At 70.3% G+C, this 16,223-nt stretch carries 16 protein-coding genes; 7 read left to right on the top strand and 9 right to left on the bottom strand.

Annotated features, from left to right (window positions below; all coding sequences use genetic code 11):
- Nucleotides 1-13: 13 nt before the first annotated feature.
- Nucleotides 14-352: a hypothetical protein gene (locus KA711_01595; protein ID MCM0607679.1), complete on the top strand. Its 339-nt coding sequence runs from the start codon at nucleotides 14-16 to the stop codon at nucleotides 350-352.
- A 30-nt stretch (nucleotides 353-382) separates the two neighbouring features.
- Here KA711_01595 and KA711_01590 read toward each other — a convergent pair whose 3' ends face one another.
- Nucleotides 383-2,074, bottom strand: coding sequence for an IS1634 family transposase (locus tag KA711_01590; GenBank protein ID MCM0607678.1), 1,692 nt, complete (start codon nucleotides 2,072-2,074; stop codon nucleotides 383-385).
- A gap of 159 nt (nucleotides 2,075-2,233) precedes the next feature.
- Between KA711_01590 and KA711_01585 the strand changes: the two genes are divergently transcribed.
- Complete coding sequence (locus tag KA711_01585) at nucleotides 2,234-4,027, top strand: prolyl oligopeptidase family serine peptidase (GenBank protein MCM0607677.1); 1,794 nt, start codon at nucleotides 2,234-2,236, stop codon at nucleotides 4,025-4,027.
- Nucleotides 4,028-4,102: 75 nt separating this feature from the next.
- Here KA711_01585 and KA711_01580 read toward each other — a convergent pair whose 3' ends face one another.
- The 3 genes from KA711_01580 to KA711_01570 form a co-directional block, all read right to left on the bottom strand.
- Nucleotides 4,103-5,347, bottom strand: a complete 1,245-nt coding sequence (locus KA711_01580; protein ID MCM0607676.1) for a hypothetical protein — start codon at nucleotides 5,345-5,347, stop codon at nucleotides 4,103-4,105.
- A gap of 46 nt (nucleotides 5,348-5,393) precedes the next feature.
- Complete coding sequence (locus tag KA711_01575; protein ID MCM0607675.1) at nucleotides 5,394-6,014, bottom strand: hypothetical protein; 621 nt, start codon at nucleotides 6,012-6,014, stop codon at nucleotides 5,394-5,396.
- A gap of 130 nt (nucleotides 6,015-6,144) precedes the next feature.
- Nucleotides 6,145-7,059 (bottom strand): LysR family transcriptional regulator, encoded by a 915-nt coding sequence (locus tag KA711_01570; protein ID MCM0607674.1) that lies wholly within the window; start codon nucleotides 7,057-7,059, stop codon nucleotides 6,145-6,147.
- Between the two features lie 98 nt (nucleotides 7,060-7,157).
- On the opposite strand from KA711_01570, the gene KA711_01565 reads away from it, so the two are divergent.
- Together KA711_01565 and KA711_01560 are read left to right on the top strand one after the other, a co-directional pair.
- On the top strand, nucleotides 7,158-8,153 hold the full coding sequence (locus tag KA711_01565; GenBank protein MCM0607673.1) for an NmrA family NAD(P)-binding protein: 996 nt from the start codon (nucleotides 7,158-7,160) through the stop codon (nucleotides 8,151-8,153).
- 74 nt (nucleotides 8,154-8,227) lie between these two features.
- Complete coding sequence (locus KA711_01560; protein ID MCM0607672.1) at nucleotides 8,228-8,959, top strand: DUF4386 domain-containing protein; 732 nt, start codon at nucleotides 8,228-8,230, stop codon at nucleotides 8,957-8,959.
- Between the two features lie 151 nt (nucleotides 8,960-9,110).
- Here the strand turns inward: KA711_01560 and KA711_01555 are convergent, their stop codons facing one another.
- The 5 genes from KA711_01555 to KA711_01535 form a co-directional block, all read right to left on the bottom strand.
- Nucleotides 9,111-9,479 (bottom strand): nuclear transport factor 2 family protein, encoded by a 369-nt coding sequence (locus KA711_01555; protein ID MCM0607671.1) that lies wholly within the window; start codon nucleotides 9,477-9,479, stop codon nucleotides 9,111-9,113.
- 73 nt (nucleotides 9,480-9,552) lie between these two features.
- A complete protein-coding gene (locus KA711_01550; protein ID MCM0607670.1) occupies nucleotides 9,553-10,788 on the bottom strand; it encodes a hypothetical protein in 1,236 nt (411 codons plus the stop codon).
- Nucleotides 10,785-11,645, bottom strand: coding sequence for a CoA ester lyase (locus KA711_01545; GenBank protein ID MCM0607669.1), 861 nt, complete (start codon nucleotides 11,643-11,645; stop codon nucleotides 10,785-10,787). The genes KA711_01550 and KA711_01545 overlap by 4 nt, the downstream gene beginning before the upstream one ends.
- On the bottom strand, nucleotides 11,636-12,886 hold the full coding sequence (locus tag KA711_01540; GenBank protein MCM0607668.1) for a CoA transferase: 1,251 nt from the start codon (nucleotides 12,884-12,886) through the stop codon (nucleotides 11,636-11,638). Before KA711_01540 ends, KA711_01545 begins: the two co-directional genes overlap by 10 nt.
- Entirely contained in the window at nucleotides 12,883-13,851 is a 969-nt protein-coding gene (locus KA711_01535; GenBank protein ID MCM0607667.1) for a tripartite tricarboxylate transporter substrate binding protein, read from the bottom strand. The genes KA711_01540 and KA711_01535 overlap by 4 nt, the downstream gene beginning before the upstream one ends.
- Nucleotides 13,852-13,923: 72 nt before the next feature.
- Between KA711_01535 and KA711_01530 the strand changes: the two genes are divergently transcribed.
- The 3 genes from KA711_01530 to KA711_01520 all read left to right on the top strand — a co-directional run bounded on the left by KA711_01530 (nucleotide 13,924) and on the right by KA711_01520 (nucleotide 16,134).
- Nucleotides 13,924-14,424 (top strand): MarR family transcriptional regulator, encoded by a 501-nt coding sequence (locus KA711_01530; protein MCM0607666.1) that lies wholly within the window; start codon nucleotides 13,924-13,926, stop codon nucleotides 14,422-14,424.
- A 796-nt stretch (nucleotides 14,425-15,220) separates the two neighbouring features.
- Complete coding sequence (locus tag KA711_01525; protein ID MCM0607665.1) at nucleotides 15,221-15,703, top strand: GNAT family N-acetyltransferase; 483 nt, start codon at nucleotides 15,221-15,223, stop codon at nucleotides 15,701-15,703.
- A gap of 215 nt (nucleotides 15,704-15,918) precedes the next feature.
- The gene (locus KA711_01520; protein MCM0607664.1) at nucleotides 15,919-16,134 is read left to right on the top strand and encodes a cold-shock protein; all 216 of its coding nucleotides are present in this window, start codon (nucleotides 15,919-15,921) and stop codon (nucleotides 16,132-16,134) included.
- Nucleotides 16,135-16,223 lie beyond the last annotated feature (89 nt).

Below are 16,223 nucleotides of genomic sequence, written 5' to 3'. Positions count from 1 at the left end.
CACCATCGCTGGGGTGAACCTGCCAGGCCCGCTGCCGCCGCGGCCGCAGACCGACACCTTCTTTGGCGTTCGGGTGGACGATCCCTGGCGCTACACCGAGAACGTGAACGACCCCGTGGTGGCCGAATGGATGAAGGGCCAGGCCACAGCCAGCGAGCAGATCCTGGCGCAGCTGCCGGGCCGCGGCGCGCTGCTGGAGCGCGTGCGTGCCATCGATGCCGCGGCACCCGGCCAGCTGAGTGCGGTGCGTCGCACCGACAACGGCCGCCTGTTCTTCACGCGGCGCGACCCCGGCGAGAACCAGTTCAAGCTGGTGATCCCGAGTTCGACACTAACCGCTGTAAGTGCTTGATCCATATAGGCCAGGCCTTGGAAAATGCCACTACAGCAGCGGCATCTGGGCGTCGATGGTCGGCTTCTTGACGTTGAGCGCGGCCAGGGCTGCGGCCTGGCGTGGTTGAACGGTGGAGACGCCGTGGATAGGGGCGCTGCGGTCAATGGTGACCGTGTGCCGCTGGATGCGACGCAAGTCCGCCAAGGCTGCCTCCGGCGACAACTCGCTGCCGGCGAGCTTCAGGCGCTGGCGCATCACGCGGTACAGGATCAAGGCCATGAAGCAGATGCTCGCATGGGCCCTGATGCGCTCGGGCAGCCGGTGGAAGACCGGCGCGATCTCGATCTCCGACTTCAGCACCTTGAAGCCGCGTTCGATGTCGGCCAGCGACTTGTAGCGGCGCACCACCTCGTTCGCGGTCATGTCGCGGACATTGGTGATCAGCATCAGCTTGCCGTCCATTAGCTGCGCCCGGGCCAGCGCGGCATCGTCGATCTCGTAGGCGAACAGGTCGGACTTCAGATCGACCCGGATGATGCGCGCCAGATGCGCGTCGCTGACCTCGTGGAACAAACGCGCCTTGGCGCCGGAATCCGAGAGCTTGCGGCCGCGGTGTACCTGGCCGGCGTCCTGCGCATCGAGCTTGCTGGCCCATTGCGCTGCGCGCTCTTCCAATGCGTGGATCCTCGCCAGCCGCTCCTGGGTCTGCTCCGTCGCACGCACGGGGTTGTGGGCGACCACCAGTCGGTGGCCCTGCCACTGCGCCTCCTCGACGACTTCGTCGGTGGCCTGGGCCATGCGTGCACTCATCGGCGCCAAGAGATCGACGAACTCCCCATAGCGCCGCCCTGGCACCGCCAGGATGAATTCCAGTGGCCGATCCCCCGCCACGTGGAGCTTGGTCAGCGCCTCGATGTTGTCCAGCGAGAGCAGCCCGCGGTCGGCCACCACGACCAGGCGGCGGATGTGCGGGTAGCGCGCCAGCACCTTCTTGAGCGTGGGCTCCAGCGTCGGCGCCTCGGCCGTATTGCCGTCGAAGACCTCGTGGTAGATCGGCATACCGTCGGCCGTCTGCACCACGCCCAGCATGAACTGGCGGGCGATGACGCCTTCCTTGGACATGCCGAAGTGCCGCACGTCGCCGTCTTGCTGGCTGTGGCCCTCGGCGCGGATGGTCGTCAGGTCGTAGAAGACCACCGAGAGGTCTTCGTCGATGAGCGGCCGCAGCAGCTGCGCCACGCAGTCATCCACGGCCTGCTGGTGGTCCATCAGCGCATCCATGCTGCGCAGCAGATGCTGGTGGCTCAGCTTGGCCACGTCGATGCCCGGCATGCTCACCGTCTGCAGCCAGCGCAGCACACCCAGCTTGGACTCCGGATCGCTAAGCCGGTTGAAGGCCATCACCCGGATCGCCTGCTCGACGGCGGTGGTGAAGCGGGCGCGCCGGAACACCGCCCCCAGGGCATTGAAGCCCAGCTCATGCCACAGCGCATCGAGGGCCCAGACATCGCCCAGGCACAGGGCCGACTCGAAGCGCACCTGGAGGTCGCCGCCCGTGGCAACTGGGCGCCCCTTGGCTCGCAACAGGCCATCCAGAAGCGAGTCGACCTGACCGCCGCGCTCGTCGATGCGGCCCAGAGTGGCTACCGTGCGCTGGCGCGGCTTGCCGTGTTCATCGCGGAACGACTCGACCAGTTGCGCGTAGGTGCGTTCGCCGGACCGGGTGAGCTTGATGAACATGGCGAGAGTGTAGCTACCTCCCTGTTGCATGCCAACACACCCGCATTCATACCGTGCCACTACAGAAAAACTGGCGCTGCAGCGCTAACTTGTTGATTACATTGGCGCCGGGGCGAGAAAATCGCTCGAACTCGGCTTTTGGTGTCGAACTCGGGGGTGATGCGCGAAGGCGCGGAAGGCCCCGACCGTGTGCTGGTGGATGCCGAGGCACGCGGCAAACGCGCCGGCCAGCCGCTGGCCATCCTGGACTACGCCCCCTCGCACGACGGCCGCATGTTGGCCTACACCCTGCAGGTGGGCGGCAGCGAGATCGGCGAACTGCACCTGATGGACGTGGCGACGGGGCAAGACGTGGCGCCGCCGATCGACCGCATCCGCTTTGGCAGCCCGGTGTGGCTGCGTGACGGCAGCGGCTTTTTCTTCAGCCGCCTGCGCGAGGGCTACACCACGCTGCCCGACACCGAGAAGTTCGGCGACCGCAGCACGCACTTCTTCTCGCTGGCCTCGCGCCAGGCACAGCCGGTGTTCAGCCCGCTGCGCAATGCCGATCTCAAGCTGCCGCTGTTTGCCAGCGGCACGGTGTCAGAAATTCCCGGCACCGGGCTGGCGGCGCTGTCGGTGTCGCTGGGCGTGGACCGCAACCGGGTGCTTTACCTGGGCGATCTGAAGGCGGCTACCGAAGGTCGCGCGCAGTGGCGCAAGGTGTTCGACGCCGCCGACCAGGTGCGCGACTTCGCGGTGGCCGGCGGTTGGATCTACGCCATGTCGGCCCAAGGCGCGCCGCGCCACCGCCTGCTGCGCATGCCCGTGAATGCGCCCGACCTGTCGCGTGCCGAGGTGTTGCTGCCCGCCAGTGACGAGGTGCTGGTGGGCGTGGCCGGCGCACGCGATGCGGCTTACGTGGTCAAGCGCCGGGGCCCGGTCATGCAGCTGATGCGGCTGCCCCATGCCAGCCCGCAGCCGCAGCCGGTGCCGCTGCCCTTCGAGGGCTCGGTCGGCGTGCTGAACGCCGATCCGGCGCAGGACGGCCTGCTGTTCAGCGTGGCCGGCTGGACGCGCGCCACACAGCGCTTTGCCTACACGCCAGGCGCGGCCCCCAGGCCGCTGGCGCTGGTGCGGCCGGGCGCCTTCGACGCGCCCGACAACGTGCAGGTGCGCGAAGTGATGGTGACGGCGCGCGACGGCACCCAGGTGCCGGTGTCCATCATCAGCCGGCGCGATCTGGTGCTGGATGGCAGCAACCCGACCGTCCTGTTCGGCTACGGCTCCTACGGCATCACCGAGAACCCGGGCTTCAACCCACGCTTGCTGGCCTGGCTGGAACGCGGTGGCGTGTACGCCTACGCCCACGTGCGCGGCGGTGGCGCGTTTGGCACCGAATGGCACCAGGCGGGTCAGAAGGCCAACAAGCCCAACACCTGGCGCGACGGCATCGACGTGGCGCAGTGGCTGGTGGCGCAGAAGTTCACATCGCCCAGCCGCCTGGCCATCTTCGGTGGCAGTGCCGGCGGCATCTTCGTGGGCATGGCCCTCAACGAACGGCCCGACCTCTTCGCCGCAGCCGTGCCCAGCGTGCCGGTGATGGACATGGTGCGCACGGAACTCGACCCCAATGGGCTGGCCAACATTCCAGAGTTCGGCAGCGTGAAGGACGAGGCCGGGTTCCGCGCCCTGCTGGCCATGGCGGCCTACCACCACATCAAGCCGGGCACGCGCTACCCGGCCGTGATGCTGGTGCACGGTGTCAACGACACGCGCGTGTCGGTGTGGCAGAGCACCAAGTACGCCAACCGCCTGGCCACGGCCAGCACCGGCGGCCCCGTGCTGATGCGGCTGGACTACCAGCTGGGTCACGGTGGCGGGGCCAGCCGTGCGCAGCAGCAGCAACAGACCGTGGACATTTGGTCCTTCATGCTGTGGCGCATGGGCGTGTCGGAGTTCCAGCCCAGGTAGGCACTGCCGCGTTGCACGCGGCGGCATGTTGGCAAAGCGGCTGCCCCGGGCCAGCGGCGCCGGCCTGCCGGCGCGTCAAGGCTGCGCGCAGGCCGCCCGCAGCAGCGCCACGTCCACCCCGGTGGGCGGCCAGGCACCGGCCGGTGTGCCCCGCACCTCGTACCGCGTGGCGGTGTCGTAGCGGGTGCCGCTGTAGTGCTGCACGGTCTCCAGCCGGCGCTCGCGGGTGACGCAATCGGTGGTGAAGACGGCCACCGACGACCGCCGTTCGCGCAGCCAGACCACACCCACGCGGTAGGTGAGCTGGCGGCCGTCGCGGCGGATGCTCTCCGGATCGATGGACATCGTCTTCCCGCCGTCCTCGTGGAAGACCACCCACAACGCATCGGTGGCGCCGTTGCCGGCACGCAGATGCAGCACCAGGCTGGTGGCCAGCGCCAGCACGGCCGCGGCACCGGCCCCCCACAGCACGCGCCCGGGCAGGTGCCGCGCCCGCAGGATCATGGGCATGCCGGCGGCACCCGAAGCCGGCCAGCGCCCTGACACGCCGGATGCCGCAGCGGGCACGGCCACCAGCGGAGCGGGTGATGGTGCAGCCGGTGTGGGCGGTGTGGGCGGCTGCGCCCAGCGGTCGAGCGCGGGCGCGGCCTGGGCCATCGCGGCCTGCAGGGCTTCGATGGCCGCCTTGTCCTGGCCGACACCGGTGATCTGCTCCCAGCGCTCGGCCCAGCCCTTGGGCAGCCAGTCACGGCCGGCGCGCCGCACCAGGCGCAGCAGCGGCTCGCGGTGCCCATGGTCGCCGAGCAGCTGCACCAGGTGGTTGCGCCGCTCGAAGCCGTCCACGGCGCCGCACAGCACCAGGCACTGGCCCACCACCGCTTCGCCGGCCCGGGCCAGCGCCTCGTCCCGGGGCGCGTCGCGGGGCACCGCCGCCGCCTGCTGGAAGCCCGTCTGCAGCCAGGCCTTCATCACCGGCATCTGCAGCAGCAGGCCCTGGCCGATGGCGCTGCCGGCCGGCGCAAAGAAGCCGGCCGGGCGGGCGCGCAAGCGCTGTTCGAGGCCCTGCGCCGCCGCGGCCAGGGCCACCAGGGCGCGCCACGGCGGCGCCCGGTTCGTGGCCAGCGGATCGCTGCGCCGCTGCCGCCAGGCGGCGCGGGCGCGGCGCAGGGCCTGCGCGCACTGCGGTGCCTGGGGCCTGAGCAGCCGGCCGATGCCGGGCTCGGCGGCCTCGGCCGTGCGGCACAGCCGCGCCAAGGCTCGCCACTGGGCGAACGACGGGTGCGGCACCGTGGCAGCGGGCTCGCCTGGGGGCACATCCACGGGCGAGGGCGGTGCCTGCGTCGGGCCGGCGTCGCGGGCAGGCGCGTCAATCACTGCGACCAGGCCCGAACATCGACCGGCCGAGCTTGGCACCGATGACCAGGCCCGCCAGCGGCGCCACGGCGTTGACCAGATCGGCCACCGCCGACGGGCCCGACTGCGGTGCAGCCGCGTGCGTGGGGGCAGGCACGGCCTGCGCAGAACGCCGCACGGCAGCCGGGCGGTCGGGCCGGGGATAGACCAGCAGCACCTGGCTGTCCGGTTCCACCAGACGGTCCAGCCGAAGGTCGTCGATCGTCGCGTCCAGCTGCAGCCACACGCCGCCGCCCTCGGCCCGGGCGTGCAGGCGCAGGCGGTTGGTGCAGTTCAGCTCGGCCACCATGCCGCGCACGTCGGCCACGAAGGCCAGCCGCCGGCTGTCCTGCACCCGTGCGGGCAGCGGCTGCAGCGCCCGGTCGTCGAAACTCACCTTGAGCACGGGGCCTTCGGTGCCGCCGTGCAGGTCGGCGCTGCCGGCCGCCCCGACCACCACCTCCACCCCGAAGCGGCGCGAGTTGCGCACCCTCAGCTGCAGTTGCTCGCCCTGCAACAGGGCACTCAGCAGGGGTTCGCCGTCCGGGCCCCAGCACTCGTCTCGTTCATAGGTCCACTGCAGTTCCGTTGCCATCGGTGCTCCGTCTGCGCCGTCCGTCCGCGGGCGGGCCTCCACGTCGCTTCGGCCGTTTGGCGCCTAACTTGAGCCGCAAGCCCGCTGCGTGGCAGGAACGGCAAGCACGGCGCGGCAGGGGCTAACGCGCTCAGCCGCCTGTCGGGCCAGCCACCGCCGCAGGGATGGCCTCGGCGAGAAAGTCGTACACCCGCCGCACCAGCCGGTTGCCGCGAATCTCTCGGTGCACCGCCAGCCAGCAGGGCAGTGGCGGGATCGGCAGTTGCGGCAGCACCTGCAGCACGCCGGGCCAGTGGTCGATGTTGTAGCGCGCCACGAAGCCGATACCTGCACCGGCGGCGACGAGCCGGCCGTAGGCCACCTGGTCGTCGGTGCGCAACGCAAAGCGCTCGCGCGCCAGCGCCAGGCCCATGCCCGCGAAGCCGCGCACGATGGTCTCATCGCGGTCGTAGCCGATCAGGCGGTGGCCAAGAAGGTCTTCGGGCCGGCGCGGCGTGCCGGCGCGCGCCAGGTAGCTCTCGTGCGCGGCGGCAACGATCGGGATGTCCGCCAGCTTGCGCGCGACCAGCGAGCCCTGCTGCGGTCGCACCATGCGCACGGCGATGTCGGCTTCGCGGCGCAGCAGGTTGGTGAGTTGGTTCGATGCCACCAACTCGATGTCGATGCCCGGCTCGGCCTGCTGCAGCTGCGCCAGCAGCGGCGGCAGCATCCAGATGGCGGCGACCTGGCTGGTGGTGACACGCACGGTGCCCGTGGTCGCGTCGCGGCTCTTGGCCAGGCTGCGGGCGAGCGCGCCCGCGCCGTCCTGCATCTGCCGCGCGGCGTCGGCGATGGCCAAGGCCGCGGCCGTGGGCGTGACGCCACGGCCGGTACGCTCGAACAGCGGCACGCCGAGCTGCGCCTCGAGTTCGGCGATGTGCCGCGACAGCGTGGGCTGCTGCGCCTGCAGGCGGCGTGCGGCACCCATCAGGCTGCCGGCGTCGAGCACCGCCAGGAAGCTCTTGGCCAGCGACCAGTCGAAACCTTCGAGGTTGTCTTCAGGCATGCAAAGGTGTATAGCTGTGTTGCTGTCTGCGGCGATTGTCGAATAAGTCAGGGGCGTCCAGAGTTGCGTTCATGAACTCCACACACCGGAGAACCCCCATGAACACCTCGCAACGCCCTAGCGTCCTCATCCTCGGCGCCAACGGCCGCCTCGGCCTGGCCGCCGCGCAGGCTTTCGACGCCGCTGGCTGGCAGGTTCTGGCGCAGGTGCGACGCAACGCCGCGGCCTGCATGCCTGCTGGCGTGCGGCTGGTGCAAGCCCAGCTGAACGAGCCCGATGCGCTGGCCGCGCAGGCCGCTGGCGCGCAAGTGGTGGTCTACGCGCTGAACCCGGTCTACACCCGCTGGGCGCAGGAGGCGATGCCGATGGCCGTCGCCGGCATGGACTTGGCGCAGCGCCTGGGGGCGCGCTTCATGCTGCCGGGCAACGTCTACAACTTCGGCACGCAGATGCCGGCGCTGCTGTGCGAAGACACGCCGCAGCGTGCCGACACCCGCAAAGGCCGCATCCGCGTGGCCATCGAAGCCGAGATGGCGCGCCGCTGCGGCGCCGGCACGCTGCGCGCCACGGTGCTGCGCGCGGGCGACTTCTTCGGCTCCGGTGCGGGCAGCTGGTTCGACCTGGTCATTGCCAAGTCGGTGGCCCAGGGCAAGCTGGCCTACCCTGGCCCGCTCGACGTGCCGCATGCCTGGGCCTACCTTCCCGACCTCGCCCGAGCCTTCGTTGCCGCAGCACAGACGCACGGCCTGCCGGCTTTCGCCACCCTGCACTTCGCCGGTTACACGCTCACCGGCGCGCAGTTGCTCGCCGGCATCGAACGCGCCGCGGCCGGGCTCGGCCTGGCCCCGCCCGGCGGCTTCAGGCAGGGCGGCATGCCGTGGGGCGTGATCCGCCTGGGCAGCCTGGTGGTGCCGATGTGGCGCGAGCTGGCCGAGATGGCCTACCTGTGGACCGTGCCGCATGCCCTGGCCGGCAGCGCGCCGCAGACCCTGTTGTTGCCCGCAGCCACCCCGATCGACCTGGCGCTGCGCGCTGCACTTGTTGCACTGCAGCCCGCGCCGCCCACGGTGCCGGTCGGCGCCACCGCGCGCTGAGCCACCACGCCCGTACGGCGCACTCTGCACCCCACCCCTTCAAAACCCCTGGCCAACGCAACCGGAGTCCAGCCATGACCAACCCCGTCCACGCGGCCGAGCGCCGCCCTCTCGAAACCTCCGCCAGCACCAAGGGCGCCACGCGCGGCCTGGGCGCCCTGCTCATCGCCGATGCGCTGCTGTCGTTCGCCCCGGTGGTGATCCTGGGCGCAGCCATCGGCTGGCCGGCCTCGTTGGACAAGCCCGCCGCCGAGCAGCTCGCGGCGATCCACGCCAACGCTGGCATGGTGACGCTGGGCTATGGCGTGTACCTGCTGTATTCGATCCTGGTGGCGCCGGTGATGATCGGCCTGGCCGCCAAGGTGTTCGGCGGCCTGCAGCACCCTGTGGCGGCCACCGTGGCGGCGTTCGGCGCGCTCTCCGCCCTGGCGCGCGCCATCGGCATCCTGCGCTGGCTGACGGTGATGCCCGCGCTGGCCGCGGCCCACGCGGCCGCCGACCCGAGCACGCGCGGCCAGATCGAGCTCGTCTTCACCGCGGTGACGACCTACGGCGGCGGCATCGGCGAGGTGCTGGGCGTGGCCTTGTTCATGGCGCTGTCCCTGGGCACGCTGTGTGTGGCTGCGCTGCGCAGCGGCGGCATGCCGCGCTGGCTGGCGGGCCTGGGCCTGGCGAGCACGGCCTTGCTCGCCGGCCTGCTGCTGCCTGTGTTCGGCGCAGCGGACATCGTTCCCGTGGCCGCCGCGGTGAGCCTGCTGTCGGTCTGGATGCTGGCCGCCGGGGTCTGGGCGCTGCGTCGGGGTTGATCAGGCGGTGGGCACGGCTGGAGACACTTGCGCGGTGTCGGGCTCAGCCCGGGCGGGGTTGGAGCGAACGCCCGCTCCTGGTCCAGAAGCTGACGTTCCGCCGCTCCCCTTGTCGAATCTGGGGAGGCCATCACGCCGATGGAAGCGGCTTTCAGGTGATCTTGAACAACGCCGAGAACCGGGACAGGTTCTCGCTAGACAGCCGCATGGGATCGTAGTCAGGCTCCGGCAGGGGCTGTACCACGTCCCAATGCTCTGCCATCAGACCCTGGGCGTTGAAGCGCATGAAGTCGGCGATCACGGTGGCCGGCAAGAGCTTGTGCAGGATGACAAAGTCGCCGCACGCGAACAGATGGATAGGCCGCCATGTCAGCCGGCCCGGGCGCTTCCAGGCCACCTGTTCCAGGTAGTGGCGCAAGCCATCGCGCCCTTGCCCGATGCCTGGTGTGTGCTGGATGTAGTCCTCGGCCACATAGCGGTCGACAAGGCCCATGTCGTGGCCATGCATGCAGTCGGACATGAAGTGCAGCAGGGCTTTTTCGTTGGCGCCAGGTCGTCGCGCAAACGGGGGTCGAATGGGTTGGGAAGGGGGTTCATCGCAAGCTTTCAAGGATGCAGCGGGCCATGGCGGCATGGCCCGCGCGGTTGGGGTGGACGCCGTCGCCTGGCTCGCCCGTGGTGCTGTCGCCGTTGAACGCGGCCTGCAGTGCACCGCTGTGTGGGTCGGTCAGTGCGCGGTCCAGGTCTGCGAACTCATCGAACAACGCGCCCCGGCGCACCTCGGCATTGAAGGCCTGCCGGCGGCTGTCCTGCAGTGCGCCGCCGTGGCCGGGCCGTGTGCTGTTCAGCGCGCTGGGCAGTGTCGCGCCAATGACGCGCAGGCCCTTGGCTCGCAAGTGCTTCACGGCGCCGGCCATGGCCCGGGCCACGGTCACGGCGTCGGCCTGGCCGTTGTCGCTGAAATCGTTGATCCCTTGCAGCCAGAAGACGGTGCCCACGCCGGACAGGGCCAGCACGTCGCGCTCCAGCCGCTCGATGGCCGCAGGGCCGCCGCGCCAGGGGCCTGCCGCTTCGTCAGGACCCCGCACCTGGTTGCCGCCAATGCCGGCGTTGACGACGGCCACATCCTGGCGCCCCGCGCCCCACAGTTCGCGCTGCAGCACGTCGGTCCAGCGGTCGTGGCCGTTGAGGGTGGTGGCGGTGCCATCGGTCAGCGAATCGCCCAAGGCGACGAGTGCCTGCACACCCGCCGGCAGCCACGCGTCCAGGGCGTCGACGAAGAAGGTCGACGTGGTCGTGTACGGGAAGCCCAGCTCGCTGTCGGAACCCGCAGCCCGTCGGTCGCCTGGCGCAGACAGGTACGAAGTGGCCATCGCCTTGGCGTGCCAGGTGATCGGGCCGCTGGCACCGTCTACCCACGCACTGAAGGCGAGGCTTCGGCCCAGCATCGGTTGCGGTGTTGCCGGCAACGCCGTCCACTCGACGGCCGGTACCCATTCGCACGCCCCGGCGGCCAGGGACTGGTCGGGCAACTCGACCCGGGTGCCGGGCGCAAGAGCGCCGCCACCCTGATGCAGACCCAGGCTCATGCCGCGCAACTGCAACGGTCGGTCGCCAAAGTGGTTGCTCAGACGCAGCCTGAAACGCGCCGACCACAGGCCCGGCCGCAACACCATGCGAAACGACTGGTTGACCAGACCTTGAGTGGCGTCTGGCAGTGCCCTGCTCAAGTCGGGCTGGGCGATCGTGGAGCCCACCGGGTAGGCGCCTTGTGCAGACGCCGCCCAGACGGTCACCCAATGGCCTGCAGCCGCAAGCGCTGAGCTCATTCGTTGAATGCCAACCAGCGGCGCGCACGCTCAACGATGGGCCGGTCGATCATCCGGCCGTCCAGCAGCACCGCGCCCAGGCCCGCCGCGCGTGCCGCTTCATCGGCGGCCACGACGCGCGCGGCCCAGGTGCGCTCGGCCTCCGAGGGCGAGAAGCCGCGGTTGACGATGGGCACCTGCCGCGGGTGGATGCAGACCGAACCGGTGAAGCCCATCGCGCGGCCGGCGCGCACGGTGTGCTCGAAGCCCGCCACGTCATCCACCACCGCAATGCTGCCGGCCAGGCCCCAGCAGGCCAGGCCGTGGGCGTGTGCGCAGGTCAGCACCTGTTGTGCAGGCCAGGTCAGCGCAGCCGGCTCGGGTGGCACGCCCAGGGCACCGGCGTAGTCCTCGGCGCCGAAGCCCAGTGCGCACAGCGCCGGGTGGGCCGCGACTTGAGCGGCCGCCAGCACCCCACGCGGCGTTTCCAGCAAAGCCGCGATCGGCGGTGGCGCGTGGCCCTGCTCGCCGCCCGCGGCTGCGTGGGCGGCCAGTGCTTGCGCAAAGGCTTCCAGCTGCGCGACGGTCTCCACCTTGGGCAACATCACGGCGGCCAGGCTCTGCAGCGGCATGCCCTGGAGGTCTTGCTGCCACAAGGCCGGTTCGCTGTTCACGCGCAGCACCACCCGGGCGCCGCGTGCCGCCAGTTGCGCCACCGCCGCGCGCGCCATCGGGCGGGCTTCGGCCTTGCGGTCGGGGGGGATGGCGTCTTCCAGGTCCACCACCAGCGCATCGGCGCCCCGCTCGGTGGCCTTGGCCAGCAGGTGGTCGGCGGTGGCCGGCAGAAACAGCAGCGAGCGGATGGACTTCAGCTGCACTCGATCGCTCCTTGGCGCTGCAGCGCCTCGCGCTCGGCAGACGTGGCGCCCAGCTCGGCCAGCAGCTCGTGGGTGTGCTGGCCGCGTGCGGGCGCGGCGCGGCGGATGCTGCCGGGCGTGCCTTGCAGGCGCGGCGTCACCTGGTGCATCACCGTGGGCTCGGTGCCGTCGCCGCTGTCCAGGCGCACGTAGACGCCGCGCTCGACCACGTGGGCATCGGCCAGCAATTGCGGGGGCGCATAGATCGGGCCCACCGTCACGCCGTGGCGGCGGAACAGCGCCAGGCACTCGCCCTGGTCAAGCCCGGCAATGAAACCGGCGACCATCGCGTCCAGCTCCTGGTCGTGGGCCAGTCGGGCGGCGTTGGTGTTGAAGCGGGGCTCATCCATCAGCGCCGGGCGGCCGATGGCCTCGAACACGCGTCGCGCCATGGTGTCGGTGGAGCCGCTCATCGACACCCACAGGCCGTCCTTGCAGCGGTAGCTGCCGCGCGGCGATGCAATCTTGCGGCCGGGCTCGGCATCCACCCCCGTGGCCGCAAAGGCGCTGACATCCGGGCCCATGATGGCGAGCATGGGTTCCAGCAGCGACAGGTCGAGCACCTGACCGCGGCCGCCGCGCACCTCCACTTCGCGCAGCGCGGCCAAGGTCGCGAAGGCGCCGGTCAGGCCCGTGATCATGTCGGCCATCGCCAGGTTGGGCAGTTGGGGCGTGCCATCGGCGCCGCGGTGCTTGTGGGCATAGCCGCTGAAGCCTTCGATCAGGCTGCCGAAGCCCGGCAGCTCGCGATACGGGCCCGTCTGGCCCCAACCTGAGAGCCGCACCACCACCAGGCGTGGGTTGGACACCCCCAGCGCATCGGGCGCCAGACCCATGGCCTCCAGCGTGCCGGGGCGGAAGCTCTCCACCAGCACCTGCGCGGTGTCGATCAGGCGGCGCAGCCAGGCCATGGCTTCGGCGTTGCGCAGGTCCAGCGCCAGGCTGCGCTTGTTGCGGGCATAGGTGCGCCACCAGCCGTCAAAGCCTGCGGGGAAGTCGGCATGCGACTCGCGCCACTCGCGCAGCGTGTCGCCGGAACCGGCCGCCTCGACCTTGATGACATCGGCGCCGAAGTCCCCCAGTTGCAGCGTCAGCATGTTGCCGGCCACCAGGCGCGACAGGTCGACCACCCGCACACCCTGCAGCGGGCCACATGCGCCCGGCTGCAGCTGCGCTGCCGGCAGCTCTTGTGCCGCCTTCATTCCGTCTTCAGGCCCAGTTGGCGCACGAGCGGGCTCCAGACCTCGGCTTCCCTGCGCAGCAGGTCGTTGAAGGCGGGGACCGTCACCCTCAGCGGGTCGGTCTCGACGGCGGCGAAGCGCTGCGCCACTTCCGGGTTGACCAGCACCTTGGCCGCGGCGGCGGACACCTTGTCGACCACATCCTTGGGTGTGCCCTTGGGTGCGAACAGCCCACCGATGGCGGCCACCTGCACGCCGGACAAGCCCGCTTCAGCCAGCGTCGGCACATCGGGCAGCGAGCCCTCGCGCGCCAGGTCGGTGGTGGCCAGGGCGCGCAGCCTGCCGCTCTTGATGTGCGTCATCGCGGCGGTCAGGGAGTCGGTCGCGAACAGCACCTGGCCGCCCATCAGGTCGGTGAGCGCGGCGCCGCTGCCCTTGTAGGGTATGTGAGTCGCCTGCAAGCCGGCCCGGCGCAGCACCAGCTCGGTGCCCAGATGGGTCAAGGTGCTCACGCCGGCCGAGGCATAGCTTTGCGGCTTGCTGCGGATCGCGGCCATCAGTTCGGCCATGGTCTTGGGCGCCGTGGGCGTGTTGGCCACCAGCACCGCAAAGGGCGCGCGCATCACGGGTGCCACGGGCACGAAGTCGGCCAGGCCGTACTGGGCGTTCGGGTTCATCACCGGCACCACGAACAGCCCGGCGGTGGACGTGAACAGCAGCGTGTAGCCGTCCGCCGGGGCGCGTGCCACCGACTGGTGGCCGATGATGCCGGAGGCGCCGGCGCGGTTCTCCACCACCACCGTCTGCCCCAGCAGCGGGCCAAGGTAGCCGGCCAGCAGGCGCGCCATGACGTCGCTGCCCGAGCCCGGGCCCTGGGTCACCACCAGGGTGATGGGTTTGCTGGGGTAGGTGTCGGCCTGGGCCGACGTGGCCCAGAAGGTGGACAGGACCGTCGCAAGCAGGGCGCGGCGGAGCGCAGAATGCATGGGAGTCTCCAGGGTGTTGTTTCGTCGCAGAGCCAAGCATATGGAGATTTATGTGCTACAGCAAGTATTGACATGACAAAGAGAAAAGCCGCTCAAGTCAGCGCCACCGCGCTGCGCCGCCATGAACCGCAGGAATTGATCACCTTCCGGGTCTCGGTGCTGTCGCAGCTGCTCGCGCGCGTGGTGGAAGGCTCGGTCAGCCAGGAGCTGGATCTGTCCAGCCGCCAGTGGCGGGTGCTGGTGATGCTCAACCGCTTGGGGCCGACCACCTCGGGTCAGGTGGCCACAGCCACGCGGCTGGACCACAGCCAGGTCAGCCGGGCCAGCCACGAACTGGTGGACAAGGGCCTGATCGCGATGGACAGCGACCAGGCCGACCGTCGGCGCCAGAGGCTGTCGGTCACAGCCTCCGGCGTGGAAGTGCTGCGGCGGGGCATCGTGGGCTCACAGGCCCGCCAGGCGCGGCTGAGGCATTGCCTCAGTGAAGACGACTACCAGGTCTTCGGCAAGGTCCTGGCTCTGCTGTCTGCCGAGGCGACGGCCATGCTCGAAGAGTCGCGCGCTCCCTCGTGACCTGGCGGTCCATCGTCGGCATTCTGAGTGGCGCGCGACTCGGCCGATGGCTTTGTCAGTCTGCGAATGTCGCTGAAGGGTCAAGATGGCGAGGTAAGCGCCTCGAAGACCGGTCTTCTTGACCGCGCCGAAACGAACGGCTGCTGGCGGCGTCGACCGCGAACTGGGAGTTCCGGCCACCACCCAACACTCACCGGTGGCGGATTTGCGGCCACCCGGTCGGGTGAGCCGTGGGCGACGAACCTGCGCCGCCGGCTGCACCATGAACCCGAACACTCTCGGCCTTTCTTGTCCGGCCGCGCCGACAAAGCCGGCAGGTGACTCCGCGAACCCCCTTGGAGTTCCTTCCGCCGCTCAAGTCGGCACATGTCCCGCCATGGCGGAACGCAGCCACATCGGGCCGTCCTGCACCAGAACCAGCAAGAGAGGGCTCATCAGAAGCACGTAGGAGCGTGGGCGCCAAGTGCTGCGGACACGGCCAGCGCGAGCCCGTCGCGCGCCACCCACGCTCCTAGGAGCGTGGGTGGCAGAAATCCAGCCCCGCGTTGGGCCGACTTCGGGGCCCAGGCCAGGCGCCGCGCGCAGCCCGGGCTGTGCGCCCGGGCCAGCGTGGCAACGCCGCATGGGCCCCGAAGTCGGCCCAACCCGAAGGGCCGGGGCGGCCAAAGCCGCTGGCGGGTGTTGCGCCGCTGGCGCGGGCGTCAAGCCCGCGCTGCGCGACGCGCCTACGCCAGTGGCTTTGGCCGCCCCGGCGCGGGGCTGGATTTCTGCCGCCCACGCTCCTAGAATCGTTGGCATGATCTCGCGGGAGGTTCTCCGACCGGCCACGCCAGCCGATGCGCCACGTGTGGCCGATATCCTGATCCTCTCGCGCGCTGCGCACTTGCCCTTCGCGCCCATGGCGCAGACCCCCGAAAGTGTTCGCGCCTGGGTGGCCCAGGTGCTGGTGCCGGGTGGCGGTGTCTGCCTGGCCGAACTGGACGGACAGCCGCGCGCCATGGGGGCGCAGGCCATGGACAACGGCTTGGGCTGGGTCGAGCAGTTGTACGTCGAGCCCGGTTACACAGGCCAGGGCCTCGGCACAAGCTTGCTGCGCCGCATGCTGTCAGACCTGCAGGCCGCCGGCGCGCACGCCGTTCGCCTGTGGTGCTTCCAGGCCAACACCGGGGCGCGCCGCTTCTACGAAGGCGAAGGATTCGTCGCGGTGGGTTACACCGACGGCCTTGGCAACGAAGAACGCTGCCCCGATGTTCTTTACGAAAGATCAAGCGCAGCCTGACACGATGTGGGGTACAGTCGCTGCGCGGATTCGCTCCGATCTTCTCGTTCGTCGGCTCTATTGTGTTTGACCGACGCCGCTGCAGCCCCCGGGCGCCAGCGCCGTCGTGCTAGGCCCAGTTCTTCCATCGGTGAGTAGCGTTTAGGCGGCTTCCGTACGCGTGTGCGGCAAGGGTGCCGTTGCGCGGTTCAACCTCACACCGAAAGGAAACTCCCATGGCCAACAAAGAAACCGGCACCGTCAAGTGGTTCAACGAGGGCAAGGGCTTCGGCTTCATCGCCCCCGATGGCGGCGGCAAGGACCTGTTCGCGCACTTCAAGGAAATCCAGGGCACGGGCTTCAAGACCCTGCTTGAGAACCAGCGCGTCGAGTACGAAGTGACGCAGGGCCAGAAGGGCCCGCAAGCGTCGAACATCCGCGTCGTCAGCTGATCGATCCCGCTGCCGGCCCCTCGGGGCCGCGGCGACCGGGGCGCGCTTCGGCGCGCCTTTTTCTTTTTTCACGGGCCACACCCGGGAGC

The organism is Ideonella sp. WA131b (assembly GCA_023657425.1).
GTDB lineage: Bacteria > Pseudomonadota > Gammaproteobacteria > Burkholderiales > Burkholderiaceae_C > Rubrivivax.
The sequence above is the reverse complement of the archived record's forward strand: the minus strand, read 5'-3'. Positions and strand labels throughout refer to the sequence as shown.